Consider the following 24,478-nt stretch of genomic DNA (forward strand, 5'->3'; position numbering starts at 1 on the left):
AACCCATGACACCAGGAATTCGCCCGCTCGTCGCCGGCAACTGGAAAATGAACGGCACCAGTGCCTCCCTCAACGAGCTCAGGATGATCGGCAACGGTTTCATGAGCGGGCTCGATGCGGAGACCGAGGCGCTGGTTTGCGTTCCCGCGACCCTGCTTGCCCACGCCGCGGAGATCCTGTCGCGCACGCCGGTGCATGCCGGCGGCGAGGATTGCCACACCAAGGAGAGCGGCGCCTACACCGGCTGCATCTCGGCGGAAATGCTCAAGGATGCCGGCGCCAGCCATGTCATCGTCGGCCATTCGGAATGCCGCGAGCAACGCGGCGAGGATGACGCGACGGTCCAGGCCAAGGCCTCCGCCGCCTGGCGCGCCGGGCTTGTGGCCATCATTTGCATTGGCGAGACGCTGCAGCAGCGTGAATCGGGCGCGACGCTCGACGTGCTGTCGCGGCAGGTCGACGGCTCGGTGCCGCCAAGCGCTACCCCGTCCAACACCATCATTGCCTATGAGCCGGTATGGGCGATCGGCACCGGCCTGACGCCGACCGCCGCCGATGTGGCTGAAGCACACGCACATATCCGCGAAAAGCTGTCGGAAAAGCTCGGCAGCGTTGCGGCGAAGGTGCGCATTCTCTATGGCGGCTCGGTCAAGCCCTCCAACGCGGTCGAACTGCTCGGCGTCAGGAATGTCGACGGCGCCCTTGTCGGCGGCGCCAGCCTGAAAGCGGCTGATTTTCTCGCCATCGCCGAGGCTTATCGCAATATTGCTTGAAGACATTTGCCACGCCGGACGGGGCTTCCGGCGCCGGAAATCGTTGCAAAGGGCGGGTTGCTTCCCATATTCCGGCCACGGGCTTGGAAATGCCGTCAAAGCATTGTATTGAGCCGCCTCCAATTCACCGGTCGTGTCCGCGGCCGGGCAAGGCCTTGCCAGGATAAACTATGGAAACCGTACTGATCGTCATCCATCTCATGGTCGTGCTCGCCCTTGTCGGCGTAGTGCTGCTGCAGCGTTCCGAAGGCGGCGGCCTCGGCATCGGTGGCGGATCCGGCTTCATGACCGCGCGCGGCGCAGCCAATGCGCTGACGCGTGCGACGGCGATCCTGGCGGCTGCCTTCTTCGCCACGTCGCTGACACTGTCGATCGTTGCCCGCTACGGCGAGAAGCCGATCGACATCCTCGACCGAGTGCCGGCGACATCGGATGGTGCCGGCAAGGGCGTGCTCAACCAATTGCCCGGCACGACCACCCCGGCGCCTGCCGGTAACGCCAAGCCGACGCCGCCATCCGGCAACGACGCTGCGGCTCCGGCGACTGCCCCGGCCATGGCGCCTGCCGCTGGTTCGGCGCCGCCGGCAACCAATGGCGCCGCTCCTGCCGCGCCGGCGACTCCGCAGGTCCCGAACCAGTAGTCTTCGGCGCCTGAAGCCGCGATATGTGCTCGTTTGAACACAGTCGCGGCAAATGCAGCAGGATCACAAAGATTCGACTGGGTGAGGCACGACCTCACGCTTGAGGCCCCCGCGCTTATTCGACTATAGATTGCGCGCGGCATTTCCGGCGCCCTTGGGGGGCGCTGGGCGACGCCGTGGGCAACAAGCATAGAACGATCGGATCTTCGCCATGCAGCTTCGCAGCTTCATTTTCCTGGGACTTTGCGCCGCACTCGGCATGAGTTCCCCCGCTTTCGCTGGCGTTCCGGCCAATATGGCCGCACAGCCTTCGGTTGAAACAACCTCCGCCATCAACGTCGCCGTCAAAAGTGATGCGACGCAGTTGAAGCTTCTCAAGAAGAAGAAAAACCCGACGCCGGACGACCTCGCCCAGATCAAGAAGATCGAGGCCAAGATCGTTGCCGACAAGGAAGCCGCCAAAGCCAAGGCGCTCGAAGCCAGGAAACTGGCGATGCGCGAGGCGGCCAAGGCCAAGGCCGACGCGGAACGGCAGGCGTTCCTGGCCAAGAGGGGCAAGAACGCGCAGGCGACCGAGGTGGCCGATGCCAAGCCGGCCAAGAAGCAGGCTGCCAAGATCGTCGAGCCAATCGAATCGATCGCGCCGATCCAGTCGGCCGAGCCGCTTCCCGCGGAGGCGATGAACGTCGCCTTGACCGGCAATAATGGCGAGCTGCGCAGCGAGGTCATCGGCCAGAAGCAGCCGAGCAGCGGCGGTCTGTTCGCCGGTCTCTTCGGCGGCACCTCGTCCGGGTCGTCGATCTCATATCTTCCCGAGACACGGGCTCTCGACCAGGCTCTCGCCAAGAAGGAAGCCAAGAAGCAGTTCAAGGTGAAGCCGGAATTCGTGCCGCAGGACGTGGAGTTTACCGGTTACGATGCCGGCACCATCGTCATCGACACCAGCGCGCGGCGCCTCTACCTCGTCGAATCGTCCTCGACCGCGCGCCGCTATGCCATTGCGGTCGGCCGCGAAGGCCTGCAGTTCAAGGGCACGGTTGCGGTCGGCGACAAGCAGGAATGGCCGCGCTGGATCCCGACGCTGGACATGCAGAAGCGCGAGCCGAAGCATTACGGCCAGTACAAGGACGGCATGCCTGGCGGTGGTCAGAATCCGCTCGGCGCACGCGCTATCTATCTCTATGACGGCAAGAAGGACACGCATCTGCGCATCCACGGCACCATCGCGCCGCAGTCGATCGGAACCAGCGCCTCGAATGGCTGCTTCCGCATGATCAACGAGCACGTCATGGACCTCTACAGCCGCGTCAGGGTCGGCACCAAGGTCGTTATCATCTGACGTTTCCATCATTCTGCCGAAAGGGCCGGCTCAGCCGGCCCTTTTGTTTTGCCCTGTTCACGACCCGAGCGCCTTCTTGGGAAAAAGCCTTCGCGGTGGTTTTTTCTCTGGCGGAATCAATCCGGCCGCGTTAAGCGATGACTCCCATGGCGCGATATGTATTCATCACAGGCGGCGTGGTTTCCTCACTTGGAAAAGGCATAGCCGCAGCGGCCCTTGGGGCTCTCCTGCAGGCGCGAGGCTATCGCGCACGCATCAAAAAACTCGATCCCTACCTGAATGTCGATCCGGGCACGATGTCGCCGTATCAGCATGGCGAGGTTTTCGTCACCGACGACGGTGCGGAAACCGATCTCGATCTTGGCCATTACGAGCGCTTCACAGGCCGCTCCGCCAATCAGCAGGACAACATCACCACCGGCCGGATTTACAAGAACATCATAGAGCGCGAGCGGCGCGGCGACTATCTCGGCGCCACCGTGCAAGTCATTCCGCATGTCACCGACGAGATCAAGAATTTCGTCCTCAACGGCAATGACGACTATGATTTCGTGCTGTGCGAGATCGGCGGCACGGTCGGCGATATCGAGGCGATGCCGTTCCTCGAGGCTATACGCCAGCTCGGCAACGACCTGCCGCGCAACAACGCCGTCTACGTCCATCTGACGCTGATGCCCTACATCCCGACGGCCGGCGAGTTGAAGACCAAGCCGACCCAGCATTCGGTCAAGGAACTGCGCGGCATCGGTATCGCGCCCGACATCCTGCTGGTCCGCGCCGATCGCGCCATCCCCAAGGAAGAGCGCAGAAAGCTGTCGCTGTTCTGCAATGTGCGCGAAAGTGCCGTGATCCAGGCGCTCGACGTGCCGCATATCTACGATGTGCCGATGGCCTATCACAAGGAAGGGCTCGATTCGGAAGTGCTGGCCGCCTTCGGCATCGATCCGGCGCCGAAGCCGCGCATGGAGCCCTGGCAGGCGGTGTCCAACCGCATCCACAATCCCGAAGGCGAGGTCACTATCGCCGTGGTCGGCAAATATACCGGCCTCAAGGATGCCTACAAATCGCTGATCGAAGCGCTCTCGCATGGCGGCCTGGCCAACCACGTCAAGGTCAAGCTCGACTGGATCGAATCGGAGATCTTCGAAAAGGAGGATCCGACGCCCTGGCTGGAAAAGGTGCATGGCATCCTGGTTCCCGGCGGCTTTGGCGAGCGCGGCTCCGAAGGCAAGATCCTGGCGGCGAAATTCGCGCGTGAGCGAAAAGTGCCGTATTTCGGCATCTGCTTCGGCATGCAGATGGCTTGCATCGAGGCGGCGCGGTCGCTGGCCGGCGTGGAGCATGCGTCCTCGACCGAGTTCGGTCCGACTGAGGAACCGGTCGTCGGCCTGATGACCGAATGGCTGAAAGGCAACATGCTGGAGAAGCGCCGCGAAACCGGCGATCTCGGCGGCACGATGCGGCTCGGCGCCTATCAGGCCGAGCTCGCCAAGGGATCCAAGATCGCCGAGATCTATGGCGACACGCAGATTTCCGAGCGCCATCGCCACCGCTACGAGGTTAATGTCGACTACAAGGAGCGGCTCGAGGATTGCGGCTTGGTGTTTGCCGGCATGTCGCCCGACGGCGTGCTGCCGGAAACGGTCGAGTATCCCGACCATCCCTGGTTCATCGGCGTGCAGTATCACCCGGAACTGAAAAGCCGGCCGCTCGACCCGCATCCGCTGTTTGCCAGTTTCATCGAGGCGGCGGTGGAACAGAGCCGACTAGTGTAGCTCTAAATCAAAGAGATAGAGCATGATGTCTGGACAAACGGTGCCCGTTTGTCCGAGAAAACCGCTTCACACTTTTCGGCATCATGCTCTAGGCCGGTCGGACTATGCAGACCTATGTCGCGCTGCTTTACAGCATCATCCTGGGCGAGGGGCGACGGGTCGTCATGGCCGACCTCAAGGCCATGGCCGAGGAGCTCGGGCTGAACAACCCGCGCACGCTGGTGGCGACCGGCAATCTGTTGTTCGAGGCGCCGGCAACGGACATCGCCGATCTGGAACGGCGGCTGGAAGCAGCCTTCGAAAAGACCTTCGGCCGCCATGTCGATATCATCGTGCGCGGTGCCGAGGACTGGCTGAAGCTTGCCGCCGGCAATCCGTTTCCGGACGAATCCGCCGAGGCAGGCGACCAGGTGGCCGTGCGGGTGATGCGCAAACCTGCACCCGTGGACGCCGTGGCGGCGCTCCAAACCTATATCGCCGAGAACGAGAAGGTTGTGTCGGTCGGCGGAGACATCTGGGTCGTCTTTTCACGCGAGAGGCCAAGTTCGCGGCTGCTTGCGGCGACCAACCACAAACGCATGGGCATCGGCACCTCGCGCAACTGGAACACCGTGCGCAGACTGGTCGAGATGGTGGACAGTAGGCAGTAGGCAGTAGGCAGTAGGCAGTAGGCAGTAGGCAAGCTGTTCTCTGCTCGCCAGCACCTACTGCCTCATTTTCAAGCCTTTGCCGTCTTCGCTCCGGCGCCCAAAGCGGCGGTGCGCAGCACATAGTAGATGATGCCGGCAATCGCCACGCCGAAGAACCAGCCATAGACGCCCCACCAGGACGGCAGCCAGTTGGTGAAGTTCGGCAGGATCGATGAGAAAATGGCGCCGATGCCGGCTGCGATGAAGGCGTTGACGTGCCAGCCGCCCTGGAAGCGGAACTCGCCGTCCTCGCGATAGAGCGCCTCGACGTCGACCTCGCCCTTCCGGATCAGATAGTAGTCGACCATCATCACCCCGAAGATCGGCCCCATCGTCGCGCCGATGATGTTGACGAAGGAAGCTGCACTGCCTTCCCATGGCGCAAAGGGATAGAGCACGAGCGCGATGACGGCCGCGATGTAGCCGCCCTTCTTGAAGTCGATCTGCCGGGGAAAGACGTTGGAGAAGTCGAAGGCCGGCGAGACGAAGTTTGCCACCACATTGATGCCGAGTGTTGCTACTGCAAAGGTCAAGGCTGCGAGTGCTGCCAGGAACCAGCTGTCGAATTTCGCCGAGATCTGGTCGGGATGCAGCAGCACTTCGCCATAGACGTCAAAGGCGGCAATGGTGGTGACGCCGGCGACCAGCGAGAACAGGATCAGGTTGATCGGCAAGCCCCAGATGTTGCCCTTACGCAGCGATGCCTTGTCTGGCGCGTAACGGGCGAAATCGCAGAAATTGAGATAGAGCGCGGAAAAGTAGGTGACCCAGATCGCCGCCACCGCAAACAGCGATGTCCAGGAACCCGGCGTGCCGGGCACGCCCGCATCCTTGGTCTTGTCCAGCAGCACATCCATCGGGATGTCGCTGGTGAAGGCAAATCTCCCGGATTTGACGCAGAGATAGATCGCCAGCACCAGCATCATCACCCAGACCGCTGGCCCGGCCCAGTCCTGAAAGCGGCGCACTGTTTCCATGCCGTTCTGGATGATCAGCAGTTGCAGCGCCCAGATGACCACGAAACAGATCACTTCGAGGCCAGTATGGCCGAGGAAATGCGTGCTGGCGTTGAAGTCGGCGAACCATTGTGAACGTATCAAAAGCGCCACGATGGCGCCGGAGGCGGCGGCCGTCTGTGCGCCATACCAGAAGCAGGCGACGACGGCGCGCACCAGCGCCGGTATGTTGGCGCCCCAGATACCGAAGGAGGCGCGGGCTAGCACGGGGTAGGGCACGCCGGTCTTGACCCCGGCATAGCCGACCATGTTCATCATCACGTAGATGATCAGCGAACCGATGCCGATGGCGATGATGAAGTTGACGAAGCCGCCGCAGAACAGGAACAGGCTTGCCGCCAGATAGTAGCCCCAGAGGCTGTGAACGTCCGACGTCCAGACGTTGAAGATCGAGAATGGTCCCCAGTTTCGGATTTTGGCTGGAGCCAGATCCTCGTTGTACAGATCAGGTGAAGCACCCTGTATTGTCATTGCAATGTTCCCCTTTTGCAGCACGCGCCCTCACGCGTTGGCCGCGTGCAGGTTAAGCCTGACGCCGGGGAACGGACAAGCAACCTATTTGCCGGCTTTGGCCTTAAAGATATTCAATGCGAACTGCGATTATCGACGGGCCGCGATGGTGGGCCGCCTCTGCACTTGGCGATCGATGATTCGAAATTCGACGTTGGGATTTCAATCTGAAGCAGCTCCCGGCACTCCCGACATCCGCCGGCAACGGCAGAGTCCGTCTAAGCGATGGTCATCACCCGCTTGTGGTCCGCGACTTCGGCGAGCAGCCAATCCTGAAACAGGCCGGTGCCTGGCTTGTTGCCGATGCTGCGGCGCTGATGCAGGTAAATGCCGGCCGGGTAGGTGTGGCGGGCACGGAACGGGGCGACAAGTTTGCCTTGCTGCAGAAAATCTTGCGCCATCATCGTGTCCGCAAGCGCTATTCCAGCGCCATTGATCGCCTCGCGCATGATCAGCGTGCAGTCATCCAGTGTTGTGCTGGATTTCGGCGTCGTGTCCAAAACACCTTCCTGTTCCAGCCACCGCTTCCACCTCATGGTCTCGCATTCATGGATCAAATGATGATTGACCAGATCGGCTGGCGATCGCAGCGGCACCGGCCCCTCCAGCAGCGAAGGCGCACAGACCGGCGTCAGCAGCAGTGGGATCAGCAGTGTCAAAGCCGGGCCGGCCTTGTAGACGAACTCGTCGACAATGGCCAAATCGAAATTGGCCCGCTTGCCTGAAGTGGAGATCTCCAGATCCACGGACGGATGCAACCGGCGAAAGTTCGGTAACCTGTCCGCCAGCCAAAGGTTCAGAACGGCCGGTACGCACAAGACCCGGACACGTTGGATCTTGCTGTGGCGCGAGCCCTCGGAGAGGCTGACGTCGTCGGTGGCGCGCCAGATGGCCTCGAACGCCTCGGAGAGGCTACGCGCATAGTAAGAGCCCCTGATGGTTGGCGTTATCTGGCGAAAGCCGCGCTCGAACAGGTCCTGGCCGAGATTCCTTTCAAGCGCACGGATGTGGCGGCTGACAGCTGAGGGCGTCAGATGCAATTCTTCCGCCGCGTCCTTGACGCTGCCGAGGCGAGCGGCGGCCTCGAAAGCGCGCATGCCATTGAGTGAGGGTAGGGCCATTGGCCGATCATGAATTGTCAGTTGAGTTTTTGTCAATCGACATGGGCAGAATTGGCGTTTGATCGCCTGCCCCATTAGGGGATACCCAAAAGGCAAGAGTAACTAAGTCGTCTCAAGAAACGACTATTTGGGGACACCGGCACCATACCATCAACGGCTGAGACCGGCTTGACCAGTCTCACCGGTGGAGAGCGAAGCTTTGCTCGGTATCGCTGCAAATTGGAGAGAACACCAGCCTATGCCTCAATCGCCAGCGCCGGTCTTCGAAACCGCGGACGAGATTTCCGCGGAAACCTCCGTCGTTGTGATTTTGCAAACTGCCCAAACAGGCTTTGGCCCCCGGGCAGCGGCTCTGGACGTTGAGATGAGCGGGATTCTGTCGCGTGCCTGCTCCGACCCGGCCGCCTTGGCCGAATCCGGCACCTGCATCGATCTTATCGCCCCGCAAGCGGTATCGACCAAGCGCGTGATCGTCCTGGCCTTGGGCAAAGCTGAAGCCGTAACGACCCTGTCCTTGGCGCGCGCCGGCGGTTTGCTTGCCGCGCATCTGGAAGGCAAGGGGGAATGCGCGGCCACCCTGGTCCTGGACCCCATCGCCGGCGTTGACCTGTCCGGCGCCGAAATCCTGGCGCGTGTCGCGCTTGGCATGCGGTTGCGGCGCTATCGTTTCGACATGCGCAACCGGCGGCAAGGGGCGGGAGCGGATCGAACCTTGCGGGTGAAACTGGTCGGGGCAGGCGGCCCGGACCTGACCTCGGCGCTGGCGCGGATCAATGCCATCGCGGATGGTGTCGAATATGCACGGACCCTGGTTAATTTGCCGCCGAACCATCTCCACCCCGACAATTTCCACGACCATCTGGAACCGCTTCGTGAAGCCGGCATCGACATCGAAATGCTCGATGCCGCGCAACTGAAAGAGCTCGGCATGAATGCGCTCCTGGCCGTTGGGTCGGGCTCGGCACGGCCGCCACGGGTTGCTGTCCTGCGCTATCGCGGCAAGGGTGCTCCCGCCCAACCGCTCGCTTTCGTCGGCAAGGGCGTCTGTTTCGATTCCGGTGGCCTCTGCATCAAGGGCGGGGCGCAGATGTTCGACATGAAGGCCGATATGGGTGGGGCGGCGGCGGTGGTCGGCCTGCTGATAGCGCTCGCCCGGCAAGGCAGCCCGGTACACGTTGTCGGCGTTCTTGGTATCGCCGAGAACATGCCGTCCGGCACCGCGCTCAAACCGCGCGACATCATCACGACGGCCTCGGGACAGACCGTGGAAGTGTTCGACACGGACGCGGAAGGACGCCTGCTTCTGGCCGACTGCCTCCACTATGCGGCCACGCGCTTCAACCCTTCGGTGATCGTCGATCTGGCGACGCTGACCTATTCGGTGACACGTGGCCTGGGGTCGATATTTGCCGGCCTGTTCAGCACCGACGATGCCATCGCGTCACAGATGATCGCGGCCGGAGAAACGGTCGGCGAGCGATTCTGGCGGCTGCCGCTCGACCGGGCCTACGATGAGGGTCTGCAATCGCCATTTGCCGACCTGCGGCATCATGCCAAGGACATGGAAGACGGCGACGCTCCCTATGCCGCGGCCTTCCTGCGCCATTTCACGGAAGATCGCCCCTGGGTGCATCTCGACATCGCCAGCAAGGAACTGACCGATACGGATCGGCCTCTTGGCAGGCAAGGTGCCACGGCATTTGGCGTGCAAATGCTGGAAGAGTGGGTGCAGGTCACCCGCAACATGAGCTAGGCGCCCGCCGTCACGGACAAATACAAGATGCCTTCAATCGCACTGGGAACTGGGATGTCATCTGAGATCATCGGCAAGGAAGGACGGGCCGCTTTCGGTGCCTACGAGACTTGGTATCGAATCTCCGGCGAACTTGGTGGCGAAAAGGCCCCGGTGGTGATCCTGCACGGCGGGCCGGGTGTCGCCCACAACTATGTCGATGCCTACAGGCTTCTTGCCCGAAGAGATCGCGCCGTCATCCACTACGACCAATTGGGCTGCGGCAATTCCACTTTGTTGCCTGGGAAAGGCGCCGATTTCTGGACACCTCGGCTCTTCATCGATGAGCTTGAAAACCTGGTCGACCACCTTGGCATTCGGGTCGGCTTCCACGTGCTCGGCCAGAGCTGGGGCGGCATGCTGGGTGCCGAATATGCGGTCACGCGGCCGCAGGGTCTGAAGTCGCTGACCATCGCCAATTCGCCCGCTTCTATGAAGCTGTGGGTCGAAGAGGCCAACCGGCTGCGCGCCGACCTGCCGGGGGATGTGCAGGAGACACTGACCCGGCACGAGCAGGCCGGCACCACGGACGATCCGGCGTACCAGGCGGCGACGATGGCGTTCTACGAGCGGCATGTCTGCCGGGTCGTGCCTTTCCCGCCTGAAGTCACCGAGAGTTTCGCCCAGGTCGTGCGCAATCCGACAGTCTATCATCTGATGAATGGGCCGAACGAGTTCCATGTCATCGGAACGCTGAAGAATTGGAGCATCGTCGACCGCCTGCCGGCCATCGATGTTCCCACACTGATCATCTCCGGACGTCACGACGAGGCCACGCCCGCGACCGTGCAGCCCTACAAGGACGGCATCAGAGGGTCGCGCTGGGAGATATTCGAGCATTCCAGCCACATGCCGCATGTCGAAGAGCAGGATCTATGCATGCGGGTGGTGGGAGACTTCCTGGACCACAACGACAACTGAAAAAAGGGGAATAAAGGCATGAAGAAACTGCTTCTGGCGGCGTCAGCTGCCGCATTGCTGGCCGGCACATGGCTGGCCCGGCACAGGCCGAATATCTCAAGGAGCACCGCGGCGGCACCATTCGCCTTCTGGCCCGCTCCGCGGCGGGAACGCTCGATCCGCACATCAATTACACCGACCAGGGCTGGCAGATGTACCAGCCGATCTATGACGGCCTGGTGGCCTTCCGCAAGGCCGAAGGCATGGACGGCTTCACCATTGTTCCCGATCTGGCCGAGGCCCTGCCGCAGGTCAGCAATGACGGCAAAACCTTCACCTTCAAGCTGCGCAAGGGCATCAAGTTCTCCAGCGGTCAGGACCTTGGCGTCAAGGACGTTGTCGCTTCCTTCCAGCGCATCTTCAAGGTTTCCGGGCCGACCTCCGGCACTTTCTATGCCGGCATCGTCGGCGCCGACAAATGCTTGGCCGACACCAAGAGCTGCACTCTGGAAGGCGGCGTTGTCGCTGACGAAGCGGCCGGCACCATCACCATCAACATCACCAAGCCGGATGCCGAGCTGCTCTACAAGCTTGCCTTGCCCCATGCCGTGGTCCTGCCGGCGGATACGCCCGCGGAAGACATGGGTTCCAAGCCCATTCCCAGCACCGGCGCGTACATGATCTCCGTTTTCGACCCCAACAAGGGCATGACGGTTTCCCGCAACCCCAATTTCAAGCAGTGGAGCGAGGAAGCGCAGCCGGACGGCTATCCGGATGTCGTCCAGTATGATTTCGGCCTGTCCGAGGAAGCAGCCGTCACGGCGATCCAGAACAGCGAGGCGGACTGGATGTTCGACGCGCTGCCGAGCGACCGCCTGGGCGAACTTGGCAGCAGGTCCATGGACCAGCTGCACATCTCGCCGCTCTCAGCGTGGTGGTACGCGCCGCTGAACAACCGTCTCGCGCCGTTCGACAATGAAAAGGCCCGTCAGGCCGTTGCCTATGCGATCGACCGCAACACGCTGGTCAAGCTGTTCGGTGGCAAGGTGCTGGCCTCGCCGGTCTGTCAGGTCCTGCCGCCGGACTTCCCTGGCCATGAAGACTATTGCCCCTTCACCAAGAATCCAGGCGCCAAATGGTCGGCGCCTGATCTCGACAAGGCGAAGCAGCTCGTCGAGGAATCCGGCACCAAGGGTCAGAAGGTGACCATCATCGTCGAGGACACCGCCATTTCGCGGTCCATCGGTGTCTATCTGCAGACCGTGCTGACCAGCATCGGCTATGTCGCCGACGTCAAGCCGATCTCGTCCAACATCCAGTTCACCTACATTCAGAACACCAACAACAAAGTGCAGATGTCCGTCACCCAATGGTACAAGGACTATCCCGCGGCTTCGGACTTCCTGAACATCCTGTTCAGCTGCGCCTCCTTCCGTGAAGGTTCGGACGCGTCGATCAACATCGCCGGCTTCTGCGACAAGGAGATCGACGCCAAGATGCAAAAGGCGCTGGACCTCGGCGTGACCGACCAGAAAGCCGCCGACAAATTGTGGGCCGAAGTCGACAGGCAAGTCACGGACAAGGCGCCGGCCGTTGGCCTTTTCACGCCGAAGCGGCTTGACTTCGTCAGCAAACGCCTTGGCAATTTCAAGTTCAACCGGCAGTTCAACTGGATGATCACCCAGTCCTGGGTGCAGTAACGAACTGCGGAGGGGCACGCCGGTGTCGAACGTAGCTGTCGCCGCGCCGCGCAAGACGCGAGGGCCCTGGGCCGTCGCGTTTGCGAAGCTGGCAAGGGACAGGGCTGCCATGGCATCCCTGGCCGTGTTCCTCCTCATCGTCCTTGCCTGTCTCAGTGCGCCTCTCTACGCGAAATGGGCCGGCGTGGACCCATTTGCCTCGACCCTCGACGCCGTCATCCAGATCGACGGCGCCGACGTTCCGGTCATGGAACAATCGACGGAAGGGCTCGGGCTTGGCTACACGCCGCTCGGCCCGACCTGGCGGCTCGGCAATTACTTCCTCGGCGCCGATAGCCAGGGGCGCGATGTCATGGCCAGGATGCTCTATGGCGGGCTCAGCTCGCTGCTGATCTCCGGAGCAGCCACCATCTTCACCCTGATTCTGGGAACGGCGGCGGGATTGATCGCCGGCTATTTCGGCGGTGTCACCGACACGGTGCTGTCGCGCTTCCTGGACGTCCTGTGGGCGTTTCCGATCTACCTCTTGGCGATTTCACTTTCCATCGTCACCATCGCCCATGGCATCAGGATCGGGCCGATCGAGATCGAGTCCGGCAGTCTGTGGCTGCCGGTCATCATCATCGGCATCGTCTATGTGCCCTATGTGGCGCGACCGATACGCGGTCAGGTTCTGTCGCTGCGCAACAGCGAGTTCGTGCTGGCGGCGATCAATCTGGGCGTACCGGGTCCGAGGATCCTGTGGCGCGATATCCTACCCAACGTCACCACCACGCTCATCGTCTTCGTGCCGCTGATGATGGCGCTGAACATGCTTACGGAATCAGCTCTTTCCTTCCTTTCGATCGGTGTGCAGCCGCCCGCCGCAAGCTGGGGCACCATCATCCAGGATGGGCAGGCGCTGCTTTACACGCGGCCACTGGTGGCGCTGGTGCCCGGCCTGGCGATCGCGGTTTCCGTCATGGCGCTGAATGTCTTCGGCGACGGGCTGCGCGATGCGCTCGACCCGCGCTCCAAGGTTCGGCTGGGGCGCGACTGATGATCTACGCAATCCTGCGCCGTTTCGGTCAGATGCTGTTCGTGATGTTCGGCATCTCGGTCATCGTCTTCCTGATTTTCTTCGCAACGCCGGGCGCCGACCCGGCAGCGCGCATCGCCGGCCGCAATGCATCGCCCGAAGTGCTGGAAGCGGTGCGCCACAGCTTCGGCTTCGACCGGCCGCTCTACGTACAATATGCGAAGATGATGGAGAAGATCTTCGTCACAGGCGATCTGACCTCCTTCGTCAATCGTGGCTGGAAGGTGGTGCCGGCGGTGCTGGATTCGATCCCGGTCACGCTTTCGCTGGTCTTCGGGGCGGCGATCCTGTGGGTCGTTGTCTCCATCATCATCGGCATCGTCGCTGCCGCCACGCGCGACAGCTGGCTGGACAAGCTTCTGATGGCTCTGGGATTGCTCGGCATTTCCATGCCGGTCTACTGGCTGGGCGAGGTCATGAACCTGATCACCCAGAGCCGCTATCACGACAGCTGGGCGTTCTCTTGGGTGCCACCGCTCGGCTACAAGAATTTCTCCGACGATCCGAAAGGCTGGTTCCTGACCCTGGTCATTCCGTGGATCACGCTGGCCATCCTCTACATCGGCATTTACGGGCGCGTGTTACGCGCGGCGATCATCGAAACCCTGCAGGAAGACTATATCCGTACGGCTCGGGCCAAAGGCCTGTCGGAGACCCGCATCCTGCTGCGCCATGCCTTGCGCACGTCGCTTATTGCGTTCGTCACCCTGTTCGGCCTGGACTTCGGCGCACTAGTGGGAGGCTCCGCCTTGCTGACGGAGGTGGTGTTCGGGCTGCACGGCATCGGCAAGCTCACCTATGACGCGCTGCAGAATCTCGATCTGCCGATGATCATGGCAACGGTGATGTACGCTTCCATGTTCGTGGTGATCGCCAATGCGGTCATCGATTTCGTCTACATCCTTCTCGATCCGCGCCTGAGGACATCATGATACTGTCGGTGCGCGACCTCAGGGTGTCTTTCCGCACCAATGACGGCCTGGTGCGGGCCATCGATGGCGTTTCCTTTGACCTCGAAGAGAGCGAGATCCTCGGTGTCGTCGGCGAATCCGGTTCCGGCAAGACGGTGTCGCTGCTAGCCGTCATGGGCCTCATCACCGATCCCAACGCCGAGATAAAAGGCTCGATCCGCTACAAGGGCCGCGAGCTCGTGGGACTGCCCGCGCGCGAACTCAGGCGGCTGCGCGGCAACGAGATCGCGATGATCTTCCAGGACCCGATGACCGCGCTGACGCCAGTCTACACGATTGGCTGGCAGATCGCCGAACAGATCCGCGCGCATCGCAACATCAGCAAGTCCAAGGCTATGGAGCGTGTGGAAGAACTGCTGGCCGAGGTGAGTTTTCCGAACCCGCACGAGGCGATGTCGCGCTACCCGCACCAGCTTTCCGGCGGCATGCGTCAACGGGCGGTGATCGCAATGGCTTTGTCGTGCAATCCGGCACTGCTGGTGGCGGACGAGCCGACCACGGCGCTCGACGTCACGGTGCAGGCCGGCATTCTCGACCTGGTGCGCAAGCTGCGCGCGACACACAAGTCGGCGGTTGTCTTCATCACGCATGACATGGGCGTGGTCTCCGAACTCGCCGACCGCGTCATGGTCATGTATGCCGGCCGGGTGGTGGAACGCGGCAGTCGCGCGGAGCTGTTTTCCGATCCGCGACACCCCTATACGCGTGCGCTGCTCGGTTCGATCCCGCCGCTGACCGGCGAGAAACCGCGGCGGCTGCCGGCCATTCCCGGTTCGCCGCCGTCCTTGCTGCGATTGCCGCAAGGCTGTGCTTTTGGTCCGCGATGCCCGGTTCACTACGAGCCCTGCACGGCCGGCAAGCCCGACCTTAGGGGCGGCACCCACGCGGCGGCATGCTTCAGGGTGGCACAGGCATGAGCGGACCGATGATCGACAAAGACCGCCCGATCCTCGAGACGCGTTCGCTGGGAAAGCGTTTTTCGATCGGCACCCGTTTTTCTGCCGAAGGCAAGCGAACCGTGCATGCGGTCGACAATGTTTCCCTGACCGTGTGGCGCGGCGAGACAGTCGGGCTGGTCGGCGAATCCGGATGCGGCAAGTCCACGCTGGCGCGCTGCCTGGTGAGACTCTACGACATATCAGACGGCCAGCTTCTGTTCGAAGGTGACGACATCACCTCGAAGTCGCTGTCCGAACTCAGGCCGCTCCGGCGCCGCCTGCAAATGGTTTTCCAGGACCCGTCGGCGTCGCTCAATCCGCGCCGGCGCGTCGGCGACCTGGTGGCCGAGCCGCTGCGTATCCATAGCAAGCTTTCGTCGAGCGAGATCAACAAACGCGTAGCGGTACTGTTCGACCTCGTCGGGCTGCAGCCTGATCATGTCATGCGGTATCCGCATGAATTCTCTGGCGGACAGCGCCAGCGTGTCGGCATCGCCCGAGCCATTGCATTGAACCCTGATCTCGTCGTGTTGGACGAACCCGTCTCCGCGCTCGACGTGTCGGTGCAGGCGCAAATCGTCAACCTGCTTGCCGATCTGCAGGAGAAGCTGCACCTCACCTACATCTTCATCGCTCACGACTTGTCCGTCGTGCGCCAGGTGTCGACCCGCATCGCGGTCATGTATCTCGGCTCGATCGTCGAGGAAGGGCCGGCGGAGGAGGTGTTTGCAGCACCAGCCCATCCTTATAGCCAGGCGCTGATCTCGGCGGTTCCCGTTGTGGAGACGACGCCCAGCGGAACGCGCAAGCGCATCATTCTCACCGGCGACGTACCGAGTCCGCTCAACCCTCCGTCCGGGTGCCGTTTCCACCCCCGATGCCCGATCGCAGCGGAGCGCTGCCGTTCGGAGCGGCCGCAACTGAGGGAATACCGACCGGGTCGCAAAGTCGCCTGCCACTTCCCGACGGTATAGGCGACATTCATCACCGCGCGCGGTGATCGCATTCGCTTGACAGATTTTTAAAGATTCCATTTTTTTGTGGAACCAACTGGCGGATTGTGCGTTTGGTGGGGTTCGATCGAGCGCATCGCGGTCGACCGGGAGGAAACGATGGATTATCTGCATTTCTTTTCGCCTGTGCGAATTTCGCGCGGGCAGGGGCATCCTGCTGAAGAAATCGATAGTGTTGCCGAGGCCATGGTGTTCTTGCGGAAATGGCCGACGGGACGGCGCGGTCCGGTTTATCGGTGCGCGCTGAATTGCTGCTCGGCCGCTTTGTCGGGCCAGATGTCGGCCGAGGAAGCAAGGAAAGCGTTCACGGGCTTTGCCCGCATCACGCGCCTTCTCGATGATGACATGGCGCTGCCGATGGCCGGCGAAAACATGGCAAGCGTGTACGCGCTGCGGCGTTAGCCGCCTGTTGTCTTGACGGTTTTGCGAGGTCTCGCGCCGCGGCAGCGCGGGTCTTGTCTTGCGCCGTTGCCGATGCCCAGTCGTCAATACCCCGAGGATGATCGCCTTCGTATCCACGGCCGATCACTGCGGAGGCCGAGGCGGCGGTCGCTTGACTGAATACCGCGGATCATTCGCTCATATTGTGAAGCGCATCGTGCCTGACGATTTCGACGCTGCGCAGGTTGAGCAGGCGGATGACGCCCTTGTCCTTCAGTCGGGTGAAAACCCGCGACACGGTCTCGATGGTGAGGCCGAGATAATCACCGATGTCCATACGCGACATTGGTAGTTCCACCTGCCGCAATCCGCCCTGCCGCTCCGCTATGTCGACGAGGAACGCGGCGACGCGTTCGATGGCGCTCTGGCGACCCAGGACCAGAAGGTGTTCCTGAGCTCTGGTCAACCCTTTTAGCGCCAGGGGCAGCAACTGATGGGACATGTCCGCTCCAGCCGTGAGGCGGAAGACGCGGACCCCGGTGGAATTGATCGCTTCAGCAAAGAAATGGTGCGTCGTGTCGGCTTCGAAGCCGAATGTCTCTCCGGCGAGATGAAAGGCACTGATCTGCCGGCGGCCGTCGGCAAGCAGGCGGTAGACGCGGACGGCGCCGAATTCCACCTGGTAGAAGGCTCCGGCCTTTTCGCCCTGGGCGTAGATTTCGGCGCCGGCGGGATAGAAGCCGAGTGGTTGCAGCAGCGCGGGCTCGAAAGCCTCCGGCCGGTTGGGCAGGGCAGACCGTGAAGGCAGCGAAATTCTGGAGGCGGTGTAGGCGTGCATGGCTGTTTCCCGGTTGATCCGTGACACAGCAATCGCGCGAATCCGTGGGTCGCGAAATTCGGTTTTATCCCTACGGGAAACTACCTAGAGCCGCTCCTCTTGAACCGGTCCAGCCATCGCTTTCGCCGGTCGCGGCAGTGAAGACAACTATTCACTCGCCTCGCGGCCCGACACCTGCTCGATCAAGATACGAAAGAAAACGTGGGGTGCGCTGTCCGACACCGGAGGCATGACCGGCTTGAGGGCGCCGGGCTCCCACCAGTCAGCGTGCTTGCTCAACACCGACCATGCGTGGTCGCGCTCGAGCTTGTGACCAATCCGGTCCGGCAGTTCTTCATAGCGGCCATCGACGACGACGCTTCTCCAGCCTCGCCCCTGGCCGCGTTCGCCCACCTGGACGGACACCAGTGGATTGGCGCGCATCCAGTCGATCTTCTTGCCGGGCATGGAAAACGCGTAGAGGTGGTTGTCGGCGTGCGCATAGTGCACCGGCACCACATAGGGCTGCCCATCCTTCGCGCACGCCAGATGGCCGACACGGTTGGCGGTCAGCATTTTCGTGCATTCTAGGGCGGATAATGTGCGGATCAGCATGTGCGAGCTCCTGAGTTTATTGGCCGTCCCACAGACTGTTGGCCCAGTCGCCGGGGGGCGGTCATTGATCGCGATCAAGGCAGGCTTACCGCTCGCGGGCAGCGGCATGAGCGGCAATTTCGCAAAATGATTCAAATCAAGGCGCGGCTTGCCGCTTCCCCCGATCATGGGGAGATGTGGAAGCCAATCCTGAGCGCTCCGTTTGGTCGCGAACTCGAACTCGCCGTCTTCGACGAGGATGGCGAACATGCGCTCGTATTTCCCTGTATAAAGGGCCAGCAGGGTTGGAAGAATGCTGGGACTGGCGTGCGCGTCGATATCCGCCCGACCCATTGGCGCTACTGGAAGTCGAAGGCAGTGCCGACAGACGACGGCAAGTCTCTCGGGGACGCTTGCTAGGGTTTGGATTCCACGATCAATGCCATGCGCACGAGATGCGACAGGCTGCTCGCGGCCATCTTGCTCATCACATTGGCACGATGAATCTCGACGGTGCGCGGACTGATACCCAGATCATAAGCGATCGTCTTGTTGGGCAGACCCGAAACGAGCCCGTCCAGAACCTGCCGCTCCCGCTCCGAAAGTGTGGCCAGGCGCGCGTGGATTTCCGCGGATTGCGGATGCGTTGCGCCTACCTGATCGCGGTTGTCCAACGCCGAGCGGATCGCATCGATCAAAACCTGGTCGTCGAACGGTTTTTCAATGAAGTCGGAAGCCCCTTCCTTCATCGCTTGAACGGCCAGCGCCACATCGGCGTGCCCCGTCATGACGATCACCGGAAGTGTATGGGAGCGCATTCTGAGTTGGCGCAGGAACTCGATGCCGTCAATGCCAGGCATACGCACGTCGGTCACGATGCAACCGTCGATCTGGCCTGTCGCCGTGGACAGAAAGGCGGTGGCCGATTCGTGCAGGCGCACGGCGAAGTCGGCCGTTCCCAGAAGAAAGCCAAGCGATTTGCGGACGTCCACATCGTCGTCGACCACATGCACGACATCGTTACCGGCCATTGGCAACCTCTTCCCTTTCAACGATGCGCAAGGTGAAGCGGAAAGCCGTCCCTCCGCCGGGAACGGCTTCTGCCCAGATGTGGCCGCCATGCGACTCGACGATGGTACGACAAATGGAAAGACCGACACCCATACCCTGCTTCTTGGTGGTGACAAAGGGTTGGAAAAGCTGGGCCGAGACTTCCGGCGCAATCCCTGTACCCGTATCGATCACGCTTACCTCGGCCATCCCGTCATTCCGGGCTACGGTCATGACGTGCAATTCGCGACGCGGTACACCTTGCATGGCCTCCACCGCGTTGCGCATCAAATTCAGCAGAACCTGCTGAATCTGGATGCGGTCAGTCAGGACCAGTTCGGCGGCGGGATCAAGCTTGTAGCTGACGCGCATATCGATTTCCCGTGCACCGACCAAAGCAAGTGAGGAGGCTTCCTCGATCAGCACCGGCAGATGCTCGACCTGACGCTCGCTCTCGCCTCTCGCGACGAAATCCCTGAGGTGTCGGATGACATCTCCGGCGCGCAAAGCCTGCTCGGCGGCCTTTTCGACGGCCTCACGCAGCATCGGCGCGTGCTCATCAGAGCTCTTCTCGAGCAGTCGGCGGCTGCCCTTGAGGTAGTTCGTGATGGCGGTGAGCGGCTGGTTGATCTCATGTGCAAGCGTCGAAGCCATTTCGCCGAGCGCGGTGAATCGTGCCATGTGGAGCAGTTCCAGCTGCTGTTCCTGGATTCGCGCTTCCGCCCTGTGGCGCTCGGTCAGGTCGCGGCAGAAGCCGGTAAAGAAGCGCCCGGTTCCAGGATTCATCTCGCCGACGGAAAGCTCCATCGGGAAAGTCGTGCCATCCTTGCGTGCCCCGGTCACAGTGCGGCCGAGCCCGATGATCCGGCGCTCTCCCGTCGTCAGGTAGCGAAGCAGATAGGCGTCATGCTCGTCGCGGTAGGGCGAGGGCATCAGCATTTTCACGTTTTGACCGATGACTTCGCCTGACTGGTAGCCGAACAGCGCTTCGGCAGCGGTGCTGAAGGATTGAATCCCACCTTGCTCGTCGATGACGACCATCGCGTCCGGCACTGTTGCCAGGATCGACCGCAAATGGTCCTCACGCAGCCGAAGTGCTGCGTTCGCAAAGGAGAGTTCGCTGACATCAGTACCTTCAATGAAGATCGCGGTGATACGGCCATCGTCAGCCTTGACTGGCTGATAGACAAAATCAAGGATGCGCTCTTCGACCGGGCCGTCAGCTGTGTTGCGAAGGCCAACCTTCACCCCGTGGCCGATGTAGGGCTCGCCGGTCGTGTACACATGGTCCAGATGTTCGAAAAACTCATTCCCTTCGAGCTCGGGAAAGGCGTCCCGCACTGACTTTCCAATCACTTGCCTGTGGCCAGTCAATCGCTGGTAGGCGGCATTGGTCAGCTCGAAAATGTGACCTGGCTCGCGCAGCAGCGCTATAAAGCCGGGAGCCTGATCGAACATTTGAGACAACAGTGATTTCAGTGTCGTCCCGCCGGGTGACAAACTGAGCGCTTCGTCTTTGATCACCTAAAGTTCCTGGGTTCGAGACGGTGCTACCGGGGCTAACTATCACTTCTCTCCATACACGCAAAACGGATCGAGGCCGACGTTTTCGCATGCAGATGCAATTGGCTGGTTCCTTGACGTGCATCAAAGCCTCGGGCGCTGGCGAATGCAATTCATCGCGTATTCGACGGTTCCAGTGAAAGGCGCCTGCAATGTCCTACAAGTCGATTATCGTGAACCTCGCGGTAGATGCACCTCCGGCGGCCATGGTGAGATTGGGGATCGAGCTCGCGGAACGGTTTGGCGCCCGTCTCATCGGTCTGGCGGCAGCGGATGTCCCGCCACTGGTCGCGACAGGCGACGGCATGGTCTACGAAGGCGAGATCATGCAGATCCAGCGCACGGAAATCGAAAAGCGGCTTGCCGAACTGCGTGCCGAATTCGAGCGATTGGTTCCGGCTTCGATCTTCAGCGAATGGGGGCAAGCCGTTTGCAGCCCAACCCGCTTCCTGAGCGTTTCGGCCCGAGCGGCTGACCTCATCGTTACCGGTGAGGCAGGAGACAATGTGTTTCGCGCCGTCGATATCGGCAGCCTGGTACTCGGCACTGGACGGCCGGTCCTGGTCGCCTCGAGCAATGTCGAGCATGTCATGGCGAAAACCGTGCTGGTTGCCTGGAAAGACACCAGGGAGGCGCGGCGGGCGATAGCAGATGCATTGCCTTTCTTGGCCACGGCTAACGAAGTGGTCGTTGCCACAATAGATACCGACCGCGACGAGAGCATCCGCGACAGCCTCGCCGATGTCGCGGTTTTTCTCGAACACCATGGCATCAAGTCCCGAACCGAACTGATTGCCGGCGAGGCTGACGGCGACCGGTTGCTGACATTTGCGCGGTCGATCCATGCGGACCTGATCGTCTCGGGTGCCTATGGGCACAGCCGTCTGCGGGAATGGGCGTTCGGCGGGGTCACGCGCTCGCTGATCGAGGAAAGCGGCATCAACCGCTTCATGTCGTATTGATGGGTCGACGTCCCAGCAGTCGAGTGCGCGGCGGGTGGGTTCAGGAACTTCAATTCACCCCTTTCGCCGCCTTGGCTTGGCAACGGCTCCGTCTGTTGACCGAGATCAAGTCGTTGGCCGCCTGCATGGCTATGATTCTCAAAAGGCAGGAGTGACCAAGATGAGCTTTCTCGATTACCTGATTTCAGTCGACGCCAGGGCCGCGTTGATGGGTCGCATGATGCGCAAGCTTGGTGTCGACAGGCAGTTGAAAGTGGTGCCGGACCATGCAGCCGTCACCGATCGGGCGGTCAATCGCTGCCGATCCTGCGGCCATCAAGACGAATGCTCGACTTGGCTCGACCAAAACGAGCAAGCCGATGCTCCGCCAGATTATTGCCGCAACCGCGACCTGATCGTACGGCTGCAGCATGTGGCCGGCCAGCGTTAGAACGTCGAGCGGCTACGCACAGTTCGCCTCGGGAAAATGTCGGTGGTAGCCCCTTGGCTACGAGACCAGGATGACGGACAACGGCTCGGCGCAAAATAGATTGTCCTCAACGCCTTTGACGCCGGCGACGTTTTCGGCCGCTACGATGGCTGCCTGGCGCTCGCGTTCGTCGAAGATGGCGCCGCTCAGTTTTACGATCCCTTTGTCGACAGTGACATTGATCAGGTCCTTGCCAGCCCATTTCTGCGCTGCAAGCTCCGCGACGATGCTCTGGCGTATCTGTTCGTCGTCAATGGTCGTCGGAGTTGAGGTTGGCTGCGTGTGAAGCAGCGCACGAAGAAGATCGGAGCGGGCAATCATGCCGACAACTTTACCACCGTTGACGATCGGGACGCGTTTGATGCGGTGATGCGTCATCAACTCGACGACCTCGGCAAGCGATGCATTGGGGGATGCCGTGACGACGCTGTCGGTCATCACCTCCTCGACCCGCCTTCCGTTGGCGAGGACATATTCTTCGGCAACTCTTCCCGGGCTGACAAGAAATTCCAGCCAGCGTGGGCGCTTGCGCTGCGTGCCCAGCTCTCCGCGGCGCAGGAAGTCGCCCTCGCTGATAATGCCCACCAGAACGCCGTCGATGCGAATGACGGGAAGCCCGCTGATCTTGCTGGAGAGCATCAATCCGGCCGCATCGGCGATCGACGCAGACGGATCTATTGCAACGACCGGCGTGGTCATTATGGTTTTGGCTTGCATGCCAACCTCCTCAGACACTTTATCCTTTGCTTATCGAGGCCACGCGTGCCGTGTCTTGATCTGAATCATTTTCAGATTGCGAAACTGCAACGAAGGCGGCCCGAAGGCGATTTATGAAGAGGCCTCGCAAAACGCGGAGACCTCATCGTGAAACAGCGCAGTTCGATCGACCCAGACATGGTCGTTGACGAAATCATGACGAAATGGCCGACAACGGTGGCTGTGGTGTTGAGATACAAGATGCTCTGCGTCGGGTGTCCGATCGGCACATTCCATACCGTGGCCGAAGCATGCCGGGAACATCGGATCGATGAGGGCGACTTTCTTGTCGAACTCGAAGCGGCCGTTCGAGGAAAACGGTGACGGTCAGCCCTTGTCCCGGTTCTCGGCCAGAACCACAAGGCGATGCGCATCCTTGACCGTGACCTTCTGGCGCCCGCTGACGATGATCCCTTTCTCCTCCCACTTGCTCAGCAGCCGGCTGACCGTGTGAAGCGTCGTCCCCGTCATCTCGGCAATGTCCTGCCTCGAGATCGGGAAGTCGATTTCGATGCCGCTATCGGTCTTTCGGCCGGTCTGGTTTGCCAATCGCAGCAGCGCATGCGCAACCCGCTGCTCCACCTGTTCCGTCGACATCTCCACCACCCGCGTCTGCGTCTCCTGCAGCCTGCTTCCAACCGTCCTGTAGGTGGCCGCCCCAAACACGGGGAAGCGTCTCGCCAGATCGGGCCACAGAGCGTTTGGCCAGGCCAGCACCACGCAGTCTACCGCCGCGACGGCGCTGGCTGGGTAGGTCGTCCGGCCAAGTGCCGCGGCGACGCCAAAGATCTCGCCTTCGCTGATGTATCTGGCGATGACCTGTTGTCCGTCCGGCGTGGTGCGAACGACACGGATGTGCCCGGCGATCAGCACGAAGAAGGAATGAGCCTCGGCTTCCTGCGCGAAGATCGCCGTCTCCTTAGCATAGCGAGACGACCGCGCATCTCGCAGGATCTCGCTCTGCTCGTCGGGCGTCAGACCCTGGAAGAGCGGCAGTCGCGAAATCAGCGATCGGTCCAGCGCAGCCAAGCGGATTCCTCACGGCCTTAGGGTTCCGCATCAGTCGTGCGGGAGACCTTTCTTATCTTGAGTTTGCGCCAGCGCAAATTGTCCCCGACCGCATCAGGCTAAATGGCATGGAACGGCGCAATGCCGCGAAGACGAAACAAAGGACAAATTGATGAAACTCTCCATCCTCGCCGCCGCAGTCTCCATCCTGGCGCTCGCCAGCGGCGCAAGCGCCGAAGAGCATGTGGTGCAAATGCTCAACAAGGGCGAAAAGGGCGCCATGGTTTTCCAGCCAGCCTTCGTCAAGGCAGCCCCCGGCGATACCGTCAAGTTCGTGCCGACCGACAAGACGCATGATGCCGAGTCTATCAAGGGTATGCTTCCGGATGGCGCTGAGCCTTTCAAGGGAAAGCCCAGCGAGGAAATCACCGTTACGCTGACAAAGGAGGGCGTCTACGGCGTCAAATGCGCCCCCCACTACGGCATGGGCATGGTCGCCCTGATCGTTGTCGGCAAGCCGGTCAATCTCGATGCCGCCAAGGCGGTCAAGCACCCTGGGAAGGCAAAGACGGTGTTTGCCGACCTGTTCACCCAGGTTCCGGCCAACTGACCAGCATACAGC

The 24,478-nt window shown here is 61.5% G+C and carries 26 protein-coding genes; 18 read left to right on the forward strand and 8 right to left on the reverse strand.

Annotated features, from left to right (window positions below):
- Positions 1-5: 5 nt before the first annotated feature.
- From tpiA to EJ076_RS20335, 5 genes are all read left to right on the forward strand, one after another.
- Positions 6-773: a triose-phosphate isomerase gene (gene tpiA, locus EJ076_RS20315; RefSeq protein WP_126069066.1), complete on the forward strand. Its 768-nt coding sequence runs from the start codon at positions 6-8 to the stop codon at positions 771-773.
- Positions 774-943: 170 nt separating this feature from the next.
- On the forward strand, positions 944-1,414 hold the full coding sequence (gene secG, locus EJ076_RS20320) for a preprotein translocase subunit SecG (protein ID WP_109669002.1): 471 nt from the start codon (positions 944-946) through the stop codon (positions 1,412-1,414).
- A 211-nt stretch (positions 1,415-1,625) separates the two neighbouring features.
- The gene (locus tag EJ076_RS20325) at positions 1,626-2,753 is read left to right on the forward strand and encodes a L,D-transpeptidase (RefSeq protein WP_109668999.1); all 1,128 of its coding nucleotides are present in this window, start codon (positions 1,626-1,628) and stop codon (positions 2,751-2,753) included.
- A 137-nt stretch (positions 2,754-2,890) separates the two neighbouring features.
- Positions 2,891-4,528 (forward strand): CTP synthase, encoded by a 1,638-nt coding sequence (locus tag EJ076_RS20330; protein WP_013531733.1) that lies wholly within the window; start codon positions 2,891-2,893, stop codon positions 4,526-4,528.
- A 104-nt stretch (positions 4,529-4,632) separates the two neighbouring features.
- Positions 4,633-5,178 (forward strand): DUF1697 domain-containing protein, encoded by a 546-nt coding sequence (locus EJ076_RS20335; protein ID WP_126069067.1) that lies wholly within the window; start codon positions 4,633-4,635, stop codon positions 5,176-5,178.
- Positions 5,179-5,246: 68 nt separating this feature from the next.
- Here EJ076_RS20335 and EJ076_RS20340 read toward each other — a convergent pair whose 3' ends face one another.
- Positions 5,247-6,704 carry an NCS1 family nucleobase:cation symporter-1 gene (locus EJ076_RS20340; RefSeq protein ID WP_126069068.1) on the reverse strand — a complete coding sequence of 486 codons (1,458 nt, stop codon included), beginning with the start codon at positions 6,702-6,704 and terminating at the stop codon, positions 5,247-5,249.
- 257 nt (positions 6,705-6,961) lie between these two features.
- Entirely contained in the window at positions 6,962-7,939 is a 978-nt protein-coding gene (locus EJ076_RS20345; protein WP_245462842.1) for a LysR family transcriptional regulator, read from the reverse strand.
- 163 nt (positions 7,940-8,102) lie between these two features.
- On the opposite strand from EJ076_RS20345, the gene EJ076_RS20350 reads away from it, so the two are divergent.
- The 8 genes from EJ076_RS20350 (at position 8,103) to EJ076_RS20385 (ending at position 16,658) form a co-directional block, all read left to right on the forward strand.
- Entirely contained in the window at positions 8,103-9,617 is a 1,515-nt protein-coding gene (locus tag EJ076_RS20350) for a leucyl aminopeptidase (RefSeq protein WP_126069069.1), read from the forward strand.
- Between the two features lie 54 nt (positions 9,618-9,671).
- Positions 9,672-10,577 (forward strand): proline iminopeptidase-family hydrolase, encoded by a 906-nt coding sequence (locus EJ076_RS20355; protein ID WP_126069070.1) that lies wholly within the window; start codon positions 9,672-9,674, stop codon positions 10,575-10,577.
- A 68-nt stretch (positions 10,578-10,645) separates the two neighbouring features.
- Positions 10,646-12,256, forward strand: coding sequence for an ABC transporter substrate-binding protein (locus EJ076_RS20360; protein WP_126069071.1), 1,611 nt, complete (start codon positions 10,646-10,648; stop codon positions 12,254-12,256).
- A 22-nt stretch (positions 12,257-12,278) separates the two neighbouring features.
- Positions 12,279-13,295 (forward strand): ABC transporter permease, encoded by a 1,017-nt coding sequence (locus EJ076_RS20365; protein WP_126069072.1) that lies wholly within the window; start codon positions 12,279-12,281, stop codon positions 13,293-13,295.
- Complete coding sequence (locus EJ076_RS20370; RefSeq protein ID WP_126069073.1) at positions 13,295-14,266, forward strand: ABC transporter permease; 972 nt, start codon at positions 13,295-13,297, stop codon at positions 14,264-14,266. The genes EJ076_RS20365 and EJ076_RS20370 overlap by 1 nt, the downstream gene beginning before the upstream one ends.
- Positions 14,263-15,222, forward strand: coding sequence for an ABC transporter ATP-binding protein (locus EJ076_RS20375; protein WP_126069074.1), 960 nt, complete (start codon positions 14,263-14,265; stop codon positions 15,220-15,222). Before EJ076_RS20370 ends, EJ076_RS20375 begins: the two co-directional genes overlap by 4 nt.
- Positions 15,223-15,230: 8 nt before the next feature.
- A complete protein-coding gene (locus tag EJ076_RS20380; RefSeq protein WP_126069075.1) occupies positions 15,231-16,217 on the forward strand; it encodes a dipeptide ABC transporter ATP-binding protein in 987 nt (328 codons plus the stop codon).
- A gap of 138 nt (positions 16,218-16,355) precedes the next feature.
- Complete coding sequence (locus EJ076_RS20385) at positions 16,356-16,658, forward strand: DUF982 domain-containing protein (RefSeq protein WP_109669342.1); 303 nt, start codon at positions 16,356-16,358, stop codon at positions 16,656-16,658.
- A gap of 169 nt (positions 16,659-16,827) precedes the next feature.
- Here the strand turns inward: EJ076_RS20385 and EJ076_RS20390 are convergent, their stop codons facing one another.
- On the reverse strand, positions 16,828-17,475 hold the full coding sequence (locus tag EJ076_RS20390; RefSeq protein WP_126069076.1) for a helix-turn-helix domain-containing protein: 648 nt from the start codon (positions 17,473-17,475) through the stop codon (positions 16,828-16,830).
- 147 nt (positions 17,476-17,622) lie between these two features.
- Positions 17,623-18,069 carry a pyridoxamine 5'-phosphate oxidase family protein gene (locus EJ076_RS20395; RefSeq protein WP_126069077.1) on the reverse strand — a complete coding sequence of 149 codons (447 nt, stop codon included), beginning with the start codon at positions 18,067-18,069 and terminating at the stop codon, positions 17,623-17,625.
- Between the two features lie 174 nt (positions 18,070-18,243).
- Here EJ076_RS20395 and EJ076_RS35835 point away from each other — a divergent pair, with 174 nt between their 5' ends.
- Complete coding sequence (locus tag EJ076_RS35835) at positions 18,244-18,468, forward strand: hypothetical protein (RefSeq protein WP_245463099.1); 225 nt, start codon at positions 18,244-18,246, stop codon at positions 18,466-18,468.
- On the opposite strand, the gene fixJ is transcribed toward EJ076_RS35835, so the two are convergent.
- Together fixJ and EJ076_RS20410 are read right to left on the reverse strand one after the other, a co-directional pair.
- Positions 18,465-19,079: a response regulator FixJ gene (gene fixJ, locus EJ076_RS20405; protein ID WP_126069078.1), complete on the reverse strand. Its 615-nt coding sequence runs from the start codon at positions 19,077-19,079 to the stop codon at positions 18,465-18,467. The genes EJ076_RS35835 and fixJ overlap by 4 nt on opposite strands.
- Positions 19,069-20,622, reverse strand: coding sequence for a PAS domain S-box protein (locus EJ076_RS20410; RefSeq protein ID WP_109668967.1), 1,554 nt, complete (start codon positions 20,620-20,622; stop codon positions 19,069-19,071). The genes fixJ and EJ076_RS20410 overlap by 11 nt, the downstream gene beginning before the upstream one ends.
- 191 nt (positions 20,623-20,813) lie before the next feature.
- Between EJ076_RS20410 and EJ076_RS20415 the strand changes: the two genes are divergently transcribed.
- Both EJ076_RS20415 and EJ076_RS20420 read left to right on the forward strand, forming a co-directional pair.
- Positions 20,814-21,623: a universal stress protein gene (locus EJ076_RS20415; protein ID WP_126069079.1), complete on the forward strand. Its 810-nt coding sequence runs from the start codon at positions 20,814-20,816 to the stop codon at positions 21,621-21,623.
- A 160-nt stretch (positions 21,624-21,783) separates the two neighbouring features.
- On the forward strand, positions 21,784-22,053 hold the full coding sequence (locus EJ076_RS20420) for a DUF6455 family protein (protein WP_126069080.1): 270 nt from the start codon (positions 21,784-21,786) through the stop codon (positions 22,051-22,053).
- Positions 22,054-22,110: 57 nt separating this feature from the next.
- On the opposite strand, the gene EJ076_RS20425 is transcribed toward EJ076_RS20420, so the two are convergent.
- Positions 22,111-22,809, reverse strand: a complete 699-nt coding sequence (locus EJ076_RS20425) for a CBS domain-containing protein (protein ID WP_126069081.1) — start codon at positions 22,807-22,809, stop codon at positions 22,111-22,113.
- 147 nt (positions 22,810-22,956) lie between these two features.
- Here EJ076_RS20425 and EJ076_RS20430 point away from each other — a divergent pair, with 147 nt between their 5' ends.
- Positions 22,957-23,172 carry a DUF1858 domain-containing protein gene (locus EJ076_RS20430; RefSeq protein WP_109672904.1) on the forward strand — a complete coding sequence of 72 codons (216 nt, stop codon included), beginning with the start codon at positions 22,957-22,959 and terminating at the stop codon, positions 23,170-23,172.
- A 3-nt stretch (positions 23,173-23,175) separates the two neighbouring features.
- On the opposite strand, the gene EJ076_RS20435 is transcribed toward EJ076_RS20430, so the two are convergent.
- Positions 23,176-23,877 carry a Crp/Fnr family transcriptional regulator gene (locus EJ076_RS20435; protein ID WP_109672886.1) on the reverse strand — a complete coding sequence of 234 codons (702 nt, stop codon included), beginning with the start codon at positions 23,875-23,877 and terminating at the stop codon, positions 23,176-23,178.
- A 151-nt stretch (positions 23,878-24,028) separates the two neighbouring features.
- Between EJ076_RS20435 and EJ076_RS20440 the strand changes: the two genes are divergently transcribed.
- Positions 24,029-24,466 carry a pseudoazurin gene (locus tag EJ076_RS20440; protein WP_109672888.1) on the forward strand — a complete coding sequence of 146 codons (438 nt, stop codon included), beginning with the start codon at positions 24,029-24,031 and terminating at the stop codon, positions 24,464-24,466.
- Positions 24,467-24,478: the final 12 nt, after the last annotated feature.

Origin of the sequence: Mesorhizobium sp. M7D.F.Ca.US.005.01.1.1, assembly GCF_003952545.1 — a bacterium.
In the GTDB taxonomy this organism is placed as follows: domain Bacteria; phylum Pseudomonadota; class Alphaproteobacteria; order Rhizobiales; family Rhizobiaceae; genus Mesorhizobium; species Mesorhizobium loti.